Source organism: Siminovitchia thermophila, assembly GCF_016909185.1.
Classification (GTDB): Bacteria; Bacillota; Bacilli; order Bacillales; family Bacillaceae_C; genus Siminovitchia; species Siminovitchia thermophila.
Genome location: NZ_JAFBFH010000020.1, coordinates 67,566 through 80,565, shown reverse-complemented (window position 1 = coordinate 80,565; position 13,000 = coordinate 67,566). Strand labels below are relative to the sequence as shown.

The window sequence follows — 13,000 nt, the reverse complement described above, 5'->3', positions numbered from 1 at the left end:
CATAATATTCACCTCAAGAATATTATGCGGTTATTGGTCGAAGCTGTACATTATTAAACAATCAACTTTGTACATTCTTAGAGTAGCATTTATAACAAGATATAGGCAGAATGAATGTACATAGGTTACAACCGTCTCCCACCCTATGCTTAATCCTCTTGTTTGTTGTTTTCAGCTATCGCCAAAAAACATGCGGGATCAGACAGCTTTTTCAGTTCTCTAGTATGGAGGTTTAGCTTAAAATCTAAGGAATCTGACCGGCTCTCTTTCCGGTACGCTATTTTACCTTGTCGGCCCATACTTACACAGAGTTTATCGCAAAGCAAGAAAGGAGGAATGAATCAGCCGCTGTTTATACATTAGTGTTGACAAATATTATTTTTCAATTTACAGTAAACTTACAATGAATCCTAAAATGAAAGTGTGGATTTTTCTAGAGGTTTCTCTATTTTCGCCACACAGCTGCCACTTTGCAGCTGTGTGGTTTTTTTTGTAAAAAGGGGGCGGATGAGGAAAAGATATCATGTTCCGGTGCTGTGAAATGACCATAGTCCAAACTGTACCAAGCAAGATTTTTTTAATGGAGGTTTTTTTATATGCCGAGTTTATTAATAAAAAATGCAAGAAATATTATTTCTATGGATCAACAACGCCAGCGGTATCCCGGGGGAAGTATTTTTGTCGAGGATCAAGAAATAAAGGCAATCGGGACCAACATTCCTTATGAAACAGCGGACACCGTGATCAATGCCGAAGGGAAAATCATCTACCCTGGCTTAATCAATACGCACCATCATTTATATCAAACCTTTACTAGAAACATTCCGTGGGCACAAGACTGTGAGCTTTTTGATTGGTTAATGACACTTTACGATATTTGGCGGCATATAAGGCCAGAAGATGTCTACCTGAGTGCGATGGTTGGATTGGGAGAATTATTAAAAAGTGGCTGTACTACTTCTTCAGACCATTTTTATGTGTTTCCCAATGGGATTTCCGGGGAACTGATTGATGAAGAAATTAGGGCCGCACATGATTTGGGTATTCGCTTTTACCCTACACGGGGTTCCATGAGCTTAGGAAGATCAAGGGGAGGGCTTCCGCCTGATGAAGTCGTCCAAGATGAGGATATCATTCTCAAGGATACGAGAAGGGTCATTGAAACGTATCATGACCATCATCGTTTTGCAATGGTAAAAGTGGGGGTCGCCCCTTGCTCGCCATTTTCTGTAAGCCGGGATCTCCTCAAAGAATCGGCCGATCTGGCAAGAAGCTACGGTGTCCGGATGCATACACATTTAGCCGAAACAAAAGATGAGGAAGATTTCTGTAAAGAAAAGCTCGGCTTGCGTCCTTTGGAATTTATGGAGGAAACAGGTTGGGTAGGTGATGATGTGTGGTACGCTCATGGAATTTGGTTTAATGATCATGAAATTAAAAAGATAGGAACTTGTGGCTGTGGCGTCGCTCATTGCCCAAGCAGCAACATGAAACTATCTTCAGGAACCTTTCCGATTTTGAAAATGCTTCAATCGGGTGTAAAAGTAGGGGTAGGGGTAGATGGTTCTGCTTCAAACGATTCATCAAGCATGCTGCTGGAATTAAAGATCATGAATTTGCTCCATAAGCTTCAGCATGGCGCAACAGCACTAAGTGCCGAAGATTGTTTACATGTGGCTACAAGAGGTTCCTCTAAAGTTCTTGGCTGGGAAGACGGTATCGGTTCTTTAGAGGTGGGAAAGGCAGCGGATATGTTTATGGTGGACGCCGGTAGACTTGAATTTGCCGGGGCACTATTTGATGATGCCTCACTCCCGATCATCACGGGGACATCACAGGTTGATACGACTATTGTTGGCGGGAAAGTAGTCGTGCAAGATGGCCGGCTAGTGAATGTAAATGAAGCTTTGCTTTCCACCCAAGCACAAGCCGCCGCTAGAATGCTGGAAACTGCCGCCAAACATACAAAAATAGATTATAAAAAGATAAGGGCAAGAGAGGCTGTTACCAACGCTTGGCATTATTTACGTTAAACAATGCCATGACAGGGGTTGTCTGAAATAAATGAAAAGAGAACGGGGCCCGCACAAAACCCTGTAAAAATGTAACAAACCGCATGGAAACAATTTAAAAACCTGGTGGTTCCCCCTTGATTTCACGCGGTTTTATTCTTACGATTTTTACGAATATGAATCAGCTTTCAACTTATGTCCCAGCCCCGTCCCAAGAAAAACTCAAGCAGGAACGTAGTCAAAAAGAACTTGGCTCGATTCACCAAAGAGACTGGCTGGTTTTCTCCCTTTCCTTCGATGACCAGGCTGTATCAGCGTGGCTGGGCATGATGAACTGAGATGAATAAGCATTGCTCGGCAAGCTTCGCTGTGTAGAATCTGTATGAAACCAACCAATAGATGCTTGATTTATGTGAAGGACTTCTCCCTATTTCCGCAAGTTCCTTTCCAACTCTGTTTCCCCCTTTTACCACAAAAATGAGTTTCTCTCTGAAAGCTTATGGCATCAATGCCATGTTGCCGTTCGATATGGCTCACTTTGTTTTGAACGCCGGCCAAGCACGCATTTCCCCCTCACATTGCCTCCCCCCATGACATGATCAAAGATTTTTTCATTTTAACCTCTCCCGTTCTCATCGGCTCCATATCAGCATAGACCACTTGTCCAAGCACGCATATGGAGAGTTCCGCTTTCATTTATATTCAGAGATTGGTACGCACTTACAGATTCCTATATTGGCATTTGACAAAAGACAACCTATATTCCATAATATAAATAGAACGCACGTTCCTGTTTTGCCGCGTTATCAGATTAGAATACGGAGCCAAAACAAAACCACATGTATTGATGGAGATTTCTAACTTCGTGAGGGATCGCGGTGGCGAAAAGCCAGCGTATTCTATTTAACAAGGAGAATCGGGAAAATGAATATCTCAGATCCTATTTATGGAAAATATACGGTAGATGGACTTCTTAAAGAGCTTATTCTCAGCAGTCCCGTTCAAAGATTAAAAGGAGTTTACCAAGGAGGAGCCAGTTATTTTGTGAATGAAAAGTGGAATGTAACAAGATATGATCATTCCATAGGTGTCATGCTTCTGATTCAAAAGCTTGGCGGCTCTTTAGAAGAACAAGTAGCGGGCTTGCTGCACGACGTTTCGCATACGGCATTTTCACACGTAATTGATTTTGTGTTTGAAAATAAAGCGGAAGATTACCACGAAACAATTTATGATCGAGTCATAGCCGATTCTGAAATCCCCCGTATTCTTAATCAATACGGTTTTGATTATCAGAGCATCCTTTTGGATCACTCTAAATGGACAATACTTGAGCAGCCCGCTCCCGAATTATGTGCGGACAGAATTGATTATACACTGAGAGATATGTACCAATACGGAGAGATTACATCCGAAGAAATAAACATGTTCTTAAATCATTTACGATTGCGCGACGGGAAAATATACCTGAAAAGTATAACAGCGGCTGAATGGTTTGTACAAACTTACTATAAAGAAGTCATTGATTTCTTTATGAATCCTCTGAATGTTTATGGCTATGATATGCTGGCCAAGACGATAAAAATAGCTTTGGAAAAAAAGATTATTGATCTCGATACGCTGCTTTTAACGGATGAAGAGGTCATGTACTTATTACGAATGACCCAAGACAAGGAAGTTAACAATCTTGTTAACAACATAAAGCGTCATGTAAATGTCAAAGAAGATAAACTTACATATGATTTACACCGTAAAAATAAAATAAGGCTTATTGACCCATCAGTACTTTGTGACGGTCAACTCATACGCGCTTCTGCATTATCAAAGAAAATTAAAAAAATGAACGAAAAGGCGAAGAGAAAAGCGGAAGAAGGAATGTTTGTAAAAATCATTTCCACGTAAGTAAAACATCTTCAGCTTGAACATAGGGTAATGATTGAGGGTAAGCAGCAAAAAGCGAACCCTCCAGTATTTGGAGAGCCCTTTTTAATGATGAGAAAAACTGTATATGAAAACGCTTTAAAAGAGACGGGTTTAAAACAAGTAATAGAAGTCAAAAGCCAAATTTAGAAAAAAGATGGTGTGCACTGCTGCGAAAATAATTCCTTGCTTAGTTGTTTTGTTCATATACTTGCACCTCCATGGAATTTGTGTAATTAGTATATATCCTGAAGGACATCTTTGCAAACAAAAATTTTTCATTTTTTATTCACATTTTTTATTCACTTCCTCTTGACACCACACTTCTTATTGCTCTCGCAATCAATCTTTAAAACAAGCTTGCGCTCATTCATGGTTGTCCACTTAAAAATTTTACATTGCCAGCGATGCGCTTTGAATAAATGAGTATTATAATGTTTATCACAACAAAGAAAATCAATTCATCGTGTGTGTACGTTATAAAGAGGAAATGGGGAATGAACAATATGTTTAATGAACTTGCGGGCGAGAAAGTGCGGATTGTTCCAATGGATAGACAGCATATACAAGGTTTATATGATGTCGGCAAGGATAAAATGATTTGGGATCATTTACCAAGAAACATTTATTCATTAAATGATATGGAGTCTTTGGTTGAAGAAGCGTTAAACAAAAAAGAAACGGGAAAAGAATGTCCATTCGTTGTATTCCTTCGTGAAAACAATCAAATTGTTGGTTCTACACGATTTCTTGATATTTCACACCCCAACAAAAGCTTGGAAATCGGCTGGACATGGTATTCTCCATCTGTATGGGGAACACATATTAATACAGAATGTAAATACTTGTTATTAACGTATTGCTTTGAAACTTTAAAACTAATACGAGTTCAATTTAAAACGGACGAGCAAAATGTCAGATCACAAAAAGCGATGAAAAAATAGGTGGACTGAAGGAAGGCATTTTAAGAAATCATATGATACGTAAAGATGGAACCTATCGTAACTCAGTATATTACAGCGTAATTGAGAGTGAGTGGAAATCAGCGAAGGAGAGATTAGAAGATATGTTAACCACTTCCAACAAACAAATGTAAGCCGATGATCCTTTGATTTTATCCTTGTTCCAACAGTGTTTGTATTTTCACATATATGCCGATGAAATACCAAACTTTCTCTAAGTTGGGGTTCATGTCATAAGCTTCTAATCTTCCTCAACTTCTACTTCTTGCGCGCCAATACTGAGATTTTAAGTTCATGTCATAGACCTCTGATCTTCCTAAAGAGCGATTTTTTCGTACCAATTTCCAGCAAACCTTCGCTAATGGAGAATACAGTAAAGTGTCACTTGAGGCTTTTCGAATTCCGAAAGACTTGGTGTAAAATCGGACTGCGAAAGATGCCCAAGCCCGGGCGCACCAAAAAAGGCAACTTCCTTTTGGGCGTTGCCTCTCTTGTTGAGTGATAAAAGGGAGATAGAGAACTCATTATAATTCATACTCCCACTCATCTTTCATATGCAAATAAAGAACGAGAAGCGCGTTTTCCAACTCAACCTGCTCCTTTTCGCTCATATCCATACCGAGTTTTCCAAAGAGAATATCTGCTGTTTGTTTCGTAAGTGCGCTTCTTTCATGTGCCGTTAGTCCAGAAAGCCGGTTTCCGTATGTTTTTATCAATTTCCAATCTTTTGCACCCAAAGAATCGAGTGCCCACTCACCAAGATCGAGATCATGTTTCGCAAGGCCTCGTCTGCTTATTTCCTTCTCAACCGGGGAAAGGCTTTTTTTGCTTTGGGCCTTTCGCTCGTGAACAACAATCGTTCCGGCAACAAGATCACCGACCCTTTTATGCTGGGGATGAAAAAAGATCATAAAAATGCCGACCAAATAGCTGCCGGGTAAGGCATCGATGATGCGGAGCAAGTTGCGAATAAAGCTTGAAAGCAATGTCAGACTATGGCCGTTATCCTGAATGACACGGATGCCGATGAGTTTTTTTCCGATCGTCCTTCCTCCGGAAAAAAACTCAAACGCGATGAAATATCCCCAATAGATGACAAACATCATGATAATGATGATCCCAAACAAAAATAAGCTGATAGAGGAGGTATCAAAAAGAACCATTTCTCCAGTAAGAATAACAAATGCGATAACGTACATCAGCAGATTGGCCACCATCAATATGGCTGAATCAATTAAAAATGCGGTGGCCCTGCTCCCCAGGCCGGCCAGCTTAAATTGCAGAGAGACATATTCTGGCGTTTTAATGCCAACTTGTTCTTGTTCCAATAGATACACTCGCTTTCAATATTTGATTCCAAAAGAAAAAATGACTATGATAATAGAATAACAGAAGAAAATGGAGACTACATATGAACGCAAAGCAATTTGTCAAAAATCATCGAGATGATTGGAAACAACTTGAACGATTGATGGCAGAATTAAGTAAAAGAAAGCCTGATATTAATGGGGCTGGCATCAACCAATTTTACAAACATTATCAAAAAGCAGCCAATCATCTGTCATATGCCCAAACATATTTTCCACAAGAAGATGTGACTCTTTATTTGAACGGTCTTGTTTCAAAAGCCCACAACTTATTATATAAAGATCAAATATCAAGTGTAAAACAAATGCGCCATTTTTTCAGTACAACATTTATCGGGCTCCTATCGGAGCAATGGAAATTTGTACTGGCGGCTTGCGTTCTTTTTACATTAGGCGGACTCGGGAGTTTCTTTTCTGTCGTGAATGACCCCTTAAATCTTTATTCCATCATCCCTGCTGATATCGCTCAAAACGTCGACCCGGACCAGCTGGGCAGTCACGATGGAAAAGTGCTCTCCTCGATGATGTCGGCCAGCATCATGACGAATAATATACAGGTTGCCATATTGGCTTTTGCCGGCGGGATTACATTCGGTCTGTTAACCGTCTATGTACTTATTTATAACGGCATATTGATCGGAGCGCTTTTCGCCTTGTTTTGGCATTCAAATAAAACATATGAATTCTGGGCGTATATCGTTCCCCACGGAATGATTGAACTGACGGCCATCTTTATTGCCGGAGGCGCGGGATTATTAATGGGATACAAACTTTTTGTACCCGGGTCACTTCCAAGAAGGATTCATTTAAAAATACAAGCAAAACGGTCCGTTCAACTGCTTTTAGGCACCGTTCCACTATTTGTCATTGCCGGATTGATCGAAGGTTTTATTACTCCTGCCGCCATTTCTTTGGAAGCCAAGTATTTTACAGCTTTCGCCACCGTCATAGGTCTTATTTTCTACATTGTGATCGGCAAGATGCGGATTGAAAAGCACCGGTCTTCATCCAAGACTCATCATTCTTACTCTGGATAATATAGATCATATTTGTCTGAGGGAAGAGAAAAAGAGGGAGTAGACCACATATAAGCTGGGGCTGTCTTAAAAGGCAAATTAGGAATATATGCATTAAAATGTAAAACCCAAGAATGTTGATTTTTACAGCAATCTTGGGTTTTGTTTTTAAGTTATCAAGCCGCAATATTCTTTTCGGACAGCCCCGGAAAAATTACAAAACATTGCGATTCATAATCTCGATATAGCCGGAAATTGCACTTGCCGCCAAGCTTTCTTCGGGTGCTTCGATCAACTGCAGACCCTGCCTTTCCCATTTTGCTTTTTCGCGCTTTTTAAAAAGGATCTGCTGTTGGGCGATGCTTTTTATCATAGCAGCCTGTACCGTAACCGGCTCGTCATCGGCCCTTTCCAAGAGTGGCAAGTCTTCCATCCCCATGATCAAAAACTGGTGCCTTCTTCTGAGCGATTGCAAATAACTCAGTGCCATTTCCTCATGAAGAAAGGTCCTTACATCACTAAACAACAGAAGGAGACTCCGTTTTTTCTGGACGGTTTCCAAAAAGGCAAAAACAGCGGCATAATTCGGCTCAACTGGATCTGCTTCCAAATCATAAATGGCTTCCAGAATCGTTTGCAGGTGTTCCATCCCTTTGGCGGGCGGAACGTATTTTTTAATCTCTTTGGAAAAAGCAAGAACGGAAACATAGTCGCCTTTTTGCAGAGCTGCTGCTGTTACAGCCACAACCGCATCCAATACTCTTTCCAGGCGGCTCCCTTTTGCGAGCTCTGCCCCCATCATTCTCCCGCAATCAATCAATATCATAATATATTTCCCATGTTCCGGCGCATATTCATTTGTCATCACTTCACGCAACTTAGCCGTTTGCCGCCAATTAATCATACGCGGATCATCACCGGGAACATAGCGGCGAATTTGAGAAAACTCTCCCGTTCCTTTTTGTGATTTCCGGATTTTCGTTCCCTCATAAAGTAAATATCGTTGAGCGCTCTCCAAATATCGTTTTGTCTCCGTTAAATCTGGAATGACTTTGACTGTTTTCGGCAAATCAAAGGTTGTTTGCTTTTCCCAAAGACCCAACACACTTTTGTATCTGACATAAAGCTTTATAATTTCATATCTTCCCCGCTGCCAAGCGGTCGTTTCATATGAAATGGATGCTGAAGATTCCTTTTGCATATGGCCAAAAACAGGAAAAGGACATTCAAACGTTTGCGGAAGATCGTCCATAAATTTGTATGAGACGAAGTGTTGCGACCGATTCCTTACTTTTACTTGTATTTCGTCGGGAAGCCCTCTTTCCATTTGCTCCGGAAGCTCCCTTTCAAAAGTCAGTTCACCCTTCTTTGGGGACAAAAGCAAATCAAGAAGACTTGCCAAGAAAAGCAGTATGTTGATGATGATGACTGCTCTCCAAGATATTTCGGAAAAAAATCCGATCATGAACAGGCCCATAGACAACACGCCAAATAAAATGAGCAGGCGTTTCGTCGGCAAAATCCCTCTATCGCGGAACAGGAACCGCCCCCACCAGTTCTTCGATAATTTGGTCAACGGCTGCTCCCTCCAGTTCAACGTGCGGGGATAATTGGATCCGGTGCCTTAATGCGGGCTTTGCCACCATTTTAATATCATCCGGAGTCACATAATCCCGGCCTGCAAGATATGCCCATGCCCTCGCGGCTTTTCCGATCGAAATGCCCGCCCTCGTACTCGCTCCGAAACGAATGGCATTAGTTTCGCGCGTTCTTCTTACGATGTGCATGATATATTCCAAAATGCCATCTCCTACTGTAACCATTTCAATCTCTGATTGAATGGCCGAAAAGTCAGCCAAATCCATGACAGGAGACATTAAACTCGCATCCAGTTTGTTTTCCAACACATTCCTTAATACTTCCATTTCCTCATTATATTCCGGAAAATTGATATTGAGCTTGAATAAGAAGCGGTCTTGTTGTGCTTCCGGCAGTGAGTAAGTCCCCTCAAATTCAATGGGGTTTTGGGTGGCCACGACAAAAAACACATCCGGCAACGGGTACGTTGTTCCCTGAATCGTCACCTGTTTTTCCTCCATCGCCTCCAAGAGAGCGGCTTGTGTTTTGGCAGGCGTCCGGTTAATTTCATCAGCCAGTAAAATATTTGTAAAGATTGGACCTTTTAACGTTTCAAATTTTCCTTCCTGCATATTTAAAATCATGCTTCCCGTAATATCACTGGGAAGCAAGTCAGGGGTGAATTGGATCCGCTCAAACTTCCCTTCCAACAATTTTGCAAGTGTCTTTGCCATCGCTGTTTTTCCCGTTCCGGGAACCCCCTCGACCAATACGTGGCCGCCAGCCAAAATAGCCGACAATAACAGCCGCAGATTTGACCGTTGTCCTAAAATAGCACCCTCATATTGCTCCAGCAAAGATTGTATCTTTTGTCTCATCCACGCTCTACCTCTTTTCTCACACGATCTATTTTCTTGGACCATAGCAAGTATTCTTGTTTGCTAACACTTTCCTTCTGTAAAACGTCAGCCAACCCTTCCAAAAAAACAGTTGCTTCTTCTTTCTTCCATCCCCGTTGTAGAAAGTAAGGTGTTAAATCTGTCCAGCCATTCTGAAAGGGCACACCCCGCCGTTCTTTAAAGATCTGTTTTAAAAAATCAGCTTGTATGGCAAGGGAATCCCGATACCGTTGCCCCCTTATATACCAAGTCGCGATCGCTCGAATACTTTCATCACTGAAACGAACAGACTCTTCCCTCGGAATCAATACCGGGCCGAAACGTTTGCCTCTGTACCACAGCCAAAGTATCGCCATTATCCCCAATTGAAACATCATTAATAAAAACCATTGCGGATATAAAATCAATGCTTCCCCAGAGCCTTTTTCACGATGGATATATTCGTCAAAAAGGACTTTGTCCCCGCCAGCTTCATTAAGCAGGGAGATTACTAATGATACATGATCCTCCTCCATCAGCTGGCCATTCTCTAACCAATTTGGGAAAAGAGAGACAATCAATTGGCCGTCGCCAACCTGCCGCTTTAAAGCGATTGGGCCGAATTCATCGTTTAAAAGCACCTGATCATCAGGGGCGGCAATGAGCCGCTGCCTATATGAAATCATCGCGCCATGCTCTTTCTTGTTTTGATCCGATACCTTGCCATTACCGTCACCATCTATAGGTTCTGTGGACAAGCCAAACATTCCTTGCGGGTTCATTGACCATAATATGATGGAATTTCCCGCTTCCATAAATTGTTTGTAAGCATCCATTTCTGCCCCGTCCGGTATGAATGCGGGCTGGACCATGATCAGTGTTTGATTCGGAGAATCCACGTTCAAGTGTTCCGGTGAATGACGCCATCTTTGCACAACGTTTTTTTCATCTTTCAAATATGTATACCAAGCTTTTAAACCCGTGGGAGAAGGCGATTCGGAATCATAATCCCGATACTTTTTCGGCTCCTTCATGTCCAAAAGGTAGGTGGATACAAGCAACAACAAAAGGGCGATAACGCCCCAAAACCACAATTTGTTGTTTGAGCTCCTTTTTTCCAAAGCCCCATCCCCCTTTCCAGCCTAACTGCCCATTTTCTCTTCAACCTGTTCCAGCCATGCCATAACTTTGTTTCGGAAGCGGCTAAATTCTTCAGGTGATATTTGTTTCTCCCCATAAGCAATTTCGTCAAACACCTTTGCCAATTCATAAAATCGTTCGGCCCAAGAAATATTGGTGTGTTTGATCTCTTCGTAGTACTCCCAATTTGTCTTCCATATTTTTGCTTTCAGCCACCCTTGTTCATCAGAATAAAGAAGGAGCGCCAAAAAAAGATGACGTACTGCAGGAGAAAGCTCTCCAATGTTTTCCAGCTTTTTGGCTTCAGACAAATGCTTTAAACATGTCCACTCCAAATATTTCTTGGATTGAAATGGTTGGTCATCACGAAATCTACGCGATCTCGATACAGTCCGTGCAACAAAAAATGCCGTTATACCAAGAACGATGACAAACATTACCACAACCGCAATAAAAAGCGGGCCTGAAGCGGACTGAGGAGCTTCCCAAGAAGGGAATAATCCTTCGAGCCAATTTGCAAACTGCTCCTTGATTTTTCCCCACCACTCCGATAAAGGATCACTTTGATACGCTTGGTATTCATCTTTGCCCAAAATCTCTTTCAGCTTTTTGCCCGCCTCGTCCGCTTCTAACATAAATCATCACCTGACTTGTTAAGTAGTCTGATAATCTCCAATCATTTCCTTTAAGTCGTCTGCATCGTGACGTGCTTTCAAGTCAAAATACATGACAGCATAACCAACGGCAAATATGAGCGAGGTAAACAGCGTGCCAACATTGACGATCATTGCCAATAAAACACTATTACCCAACATAAGGCCAAAAGAAAATTCCAATGCCATGGTGATGCACGTAAAAATCAAAGTAAATACAACATAAATCCCAAATGTTGGCCAAAGGCGGCCTTTCGTCAGCTTCCAGCTTCTAGAAATACCAGGTGTTTCTTCTTTTAAGACAACTGAACCGAAATAAAAGCTCAAGCGAGTCAAAAACAGGCCGAGCCCAAAGAGGGTTACCAGAAAAAGAAAAACAGCCACAATAATGCCGGCAACAGGAAATATAGCCGCGCCCAAAACCCCTAAAAATATAATGCTAATCAACGGAATAAAATAAAGGCCGCCCGCAATCAAGTAAAACAAAATATTGCTTCCAAAAATAGGCCAAAAGCGTGAAAATGCACTTTTAATAACCGATCCTACGGTGTATTCTTCTCCTTTTCTCATATGGTTTACAGCAAGTATAATGGCTGCTCCAGCTATCGGTCCAAATATTAAAGAAAGCAAAGCCGAAAAACCGATTGCCACATCCCTCATAGTTGAAATTTCATCGAAGCTATCCAAGGTGCGGTCATACCAAGCACCTTCCGCTTGAACCTCCCGAAAAAAGCCGACCCCTGAAGCCAGTTCCAACACCGCTTGCAACACAAAAATGGGTCCCAGAAATATGAGCATAATCAATATAAATTCCGAAAACTTCTTCCTGCTGATACTAAAAGTCAAATCCAGTATTTGCCCGAACCCTTTCGGAGTATCTATTTTTGATTCCAATTTTCTACCTCCTAAAATGTGCTTATCAGCTTATTTTATCATTATGTGATATGTATAGGCACTCTAATTTTACCAGAAATCAAAGCGAAAAAATGATTCGCTCACAGCTCGGCTTCCGAAAAGCAAATCCAAATATCGTGACCGGAGAAGATGAAGGGAACATATCTGTTATGTCGGATGCAACCGTCCTCACATTGGGGATATCTATAATGTGAACTGGAAAATAATCCCATAATAACAACCTACATTCAGCAAGAATTATACCATATGGAATCGCAAATGCCGATATACAAATTGTACCTTACATCAGCATCCCACAACATGATGTTACGGTGGAAAAAAATGATTTAAAGGGGTACAAGGTAGCATGTACTTCAGATGAAAAAACATGCAGGCCAATGTTAATGCGGCAGTCCATTCAGGAGCAAGTATCGTTGCCGGCATTCAATTTATCTCACCCATCGTAATTACTTTTTTACCGGCAAGCCCTGGCTCAAGCTGTCTTGGATGCTGCCCGAAAGGGGGATACTGTTGCCCGTGCGTACATGCCAATTGTCCAACTAGTCCGAGAACCATTACC

10 protein-coding genes and 1 pseudogene are annotated in these 13,000 nt (G+C 41.6%); 5 read left to right on the top strand and 6 right to left on the bottom strand.

Annotated features, from left to right (window positions below; translation table 11 throughout):
• Window positions 1-596 precede the first annotated feature (596 nt).
• The 4 genes and pseudogenes from JOC94_RS14200 to JOC94_RS14185 all read left to right on the top strand — a co-directional run bounded on the left by JOC94_RS14200 (window position 597) and on the right by JOC94_RS14185 (window position 5,028).
• Entirely contained in the window at window positions 597-2,033 is a 1,437-nt protein-coding gene (locus tag JOC94_RS14200) for an 8-oxoguanine deaminase (protein ID WP_205179656.1), read from the top strand.
• Window positions 2,034-2,149: 116 nt separating this feature from the next.
• Window positions 2,150-2,350, top strand: a complete 201-nt coding sequence (locus tag JOC94_RS14195) for a hypothetical protein (RefSeq protein ID WP_205179654.1) — start codon at window positions 2,150-2,152, stop codon at window positions 2,348-2,350.
• Window positions 2,351-2,936: 586 nt separating this feature from the next.
• A complete protein-coding gene (locus tag JOC94_RS14190; RefSeq protein ID WP_205179653.1) occupies window positions 2,937-3,914 on the top strand; it encodes an HD domain-containing protein in 978 nt (325 codons plus the stop codon).
• Window positions 3,915-4,429: 515 nt separating this feature from the next.
• Window positions 4,430-5,028 (top strand): annotated as a pseudogene (locus JOC94_RS14185) (GNAT family N-acetyltransferase).
• A gap of 390 nt (window positions 5,029-5,418) precedes the next feature.
• Here the strand turns inward: JOC94_RS14185 and JOC94_RS14180 are convergent.
• A complete protein-coding gene (locus JOC94_RS14180) occupies window positions 5,419-6,231 on the bottom strand; it encodes an RDD family protein (protein ID WP_321189698.1) in 813 nt (270 codons plus the stop codon).
• 74 nt (window positions 6,232-6,305) lie between these two features.
• Between JOC94_RS14180 and JOC94_RS14175 the strand changes: the two genes are divergently transcribed.
• Entirely contained in the window at window positions 6,306-7,298 is a 993-nt protein-coding gene (locus tag JOC94_RS14175) for a stage II sporulation protein M (RefSeq protein WP_077113702.1), read from the top strand.
• Between the two features lie 193 nt (window positions 7,299-7,491).
• On the opposite strand, the gene JOC94_RS14170 is transcribed toward JOC94_RS14175, so the two are convergent.
• The 5 genes from JOC94_RS14170 to JOC94_RS14150 are packed head-to-tail and all read right to left on the bottom strand — an operon-like array spanning window position 7,492 to window position 12,420.
• Window positions 7,492-8,853 (bottom strand): DUF58 domain-containing protein, encoded by a 1,362-nt coding sequence (locus JOC94_RS14170; protein ID WP_236017099.1) that lies wholly within the window; start codon window positions 8,851-8,853, stop codon window positions 7,492-7,494.
• Window positions 8,804-9,733, bottom strand: a complete 930-nt coding sequence (locus tag JOC94_RS14165) for an AAA family ATPase (protein ID WP_077113700.1) — start codon at window positions 9,731-9,733, stop codon at window positions 8,804-8,806. The genes JOC94_RS14170 and JOC94_RS14165 overlap by 50 nt, the downstream gene beginning before the upstream one ends.
• Complete coding sequence (locus JOC94_RS14160) at window positions 9,730-10,854, bottom strand: DUF4350 domain-containing protein (RefSeq protein WP_077113699.1); 1,125 nt, start codon at window positions 10,852-10,854, stop codon at window positions 9,730-9,732. The genes JOC94_RS14165 and JOC94_RS14160 overlap by 4 nt, the downstream gene beginning before the upstream one ends.
• Before the next feature lie 21 nt (window positions 10,855-10,875).
• Window positions 10,876-11,508: a DUF4129 domain-containing protein gene (locus tag JOC94_RS14155; RefSeq protein ID WP_077113698.1), complete on the bottom strand. Its 633-nt coding sequence runs from the start codon at window positions 11,506-11,508 to the stop codon at window positions 10,876-10,878.
• An 18-nt stretch (window positions 11,509-11,526) separates the two neighbouring features.
• Window positions 11,527-12,420 carry a hypothetical protein gene (locus tag JOC94_RS14150; protein WP_077113697.1) on the bottom strand — a complete coding sequence of 298 codons (894 nt, stop codon included), beginning with the start codon at window positions 12,418-12,420 and terminating at the stop codon, window positions 11,527-11,529.
• Window positions 12,421-13,000 lie beyond the last annotated feature (580 nt).